This is a genomic window from Wolbachia endosymbiont of Tuta absoluta, from assembly GCF_059414725.1.
This window is the reverse complement of the sequence record NZ_JBNRJY010000281.1, coordinates 1-1,258: the sequence shown is the minus strand read 5'-3', so window position 1 is coordinate 1,258 and position 1,258 is coordinate 1. Positions and strand designations below refer to the sequence as shown.

Below are 1,258 nucleotides of genomic sequence, written 5' to 3'. Positions count from 1 at the left end.
TGTACCTAAACATAGATTAACTACGCTCATACTAAGCCTTGCGTACGAAGGCGCGGGCGATGGCTGGTTCGCTTCGCTTGCACACATGCACCAAAGACATTGTAGGTAAAAAGATTTATATAAACCAAATTACTATTGATGGCAATGACCGCACTTTAGATAAAGTAATTAGAAGAAAACTTAGCATGGCAGAAGGTGACGCATATAACACATCTGAGATCGATCCCCCGTGGACTTGACTGACTTGCTGATGTTTATAATTTTCTTCGTCTGCTATTCGCGGAACGCTAACCCTCGCGATACATTACAAGATGAAACGAGATTAGACGTCTGAATTTCGTAAATGTTTTTGATGAGTAATGGTAAAGACGGAAATGTGGACGTTAATCCGTACGGTTCGATTGGTGTGCGTAATGGTCGGTAGCTGTCGAGTGGCGGTCGACGGTGTAGTCGGAGAGTAAGCTTCGTCAAAGGGTGTAAGGTTTGATGACTGACGGTTTTTTTTTTCATAAGGTGGCGACAAAAAGAAGGGGCCTACACTCAGCAGTGGGAAGGTGTGGTCTGATATGATGATGATGAAGGTGAATTGCATACGCACTAGACACTATTGCGGTTCGTGGCCACAACTATACAAATGAAACCCTGTGACAGTCGCCAATTGATTCAGTCTGATCCGTTGTTCCCAGAACAACTCTTAAGCCCAGGCGCGCTCCAAGTGCGTGATTGAACTGGTTGTTGAAACAACTTTGCAAATACTTTTACCACGGCGATTTGAAGGACCTGGCGCGAAAATCAAAGAGTACAACAAAAAACACGTCTCTTGATGCAGTGACATGTGCCATGATATCCGGTTTTTGTATATCATCTCAGTACCATAACCTCTTTCAAATGATATCAGGCACCACTATCAAGACTGATAATCTAAAAAACTAATACGTAGCATGTTTTATTGCCTGTCAATTCGTATGCTCACTGAAGTAGTCAGCTCTGCGGCTATAACGGTCCGTAGGATGTCAAGTGGCGATCGATCAGTGCGTTCTGCGAGTCATGACCTATGGAGCCGAGACGTGGAACCTGACAGTATAACTGGCCCACCGGTTACATGTCACTCAGAGAGCTATGGAAAGTCTATGCTCGGTATCTCTATAATGGATAAAATCCGGCATTCCGGATTACCGGCACAGAAATATCCGCAAAAAGACCAAAGTAACGGGCATAGTCTGGAAGTGTAGCAAACTGAAGTGGCAGTGGGCTGGGC

The 1,258-nt window shown here is 44.7% G+C and carries 2 protein-coding genes; both read left to right on the top strand.

The annotated features are described in order from the left end of the window. The first annotated feature begins 59 nt into the window (after positions 1 to 59). Entirely contained in the window at positions 60 to 239 is a 180-nt protein-coding gene (locus tag ACJ5GX_RS03110; protein WP_495292691.1) for a POTRA domain-containing protein, read from the top strand. Between the two features lie 702 nt (positions 240 to 941). Continuing rightward, positions 942 to 1,232 (top strand): hypothetical protein, encoded by a 291-nt coding sequence (locus tag ACJ5GX_RS03105; RefSeq protein ID WP_495292690.1) that lies wholly within the window; start codon positions 942 to 944, stop codon positions 1,230 to 1,232. The last annotated feature ends 26 nt before the right edge of the window (positions 1,233 to 1,258 follow it).

Bases quoted from the DNA above. Each gene is read 5' to 3' on its own strand.
- ACJ5GX_RS03110 (WP_495292691.1), top strand. From the start codon at position 60: ATGGCTGGTTCGCTTCGCTTGCACACATGCACCAAAGACATTGTAGGT.
- ACJ5GX_RS03105 (WP_495292690.1), top strand. From the start codon at position 942: ATGTTTTATTGCCTGTCAATTCGTATGCTCACTGAAGTAGTCAGCTCT.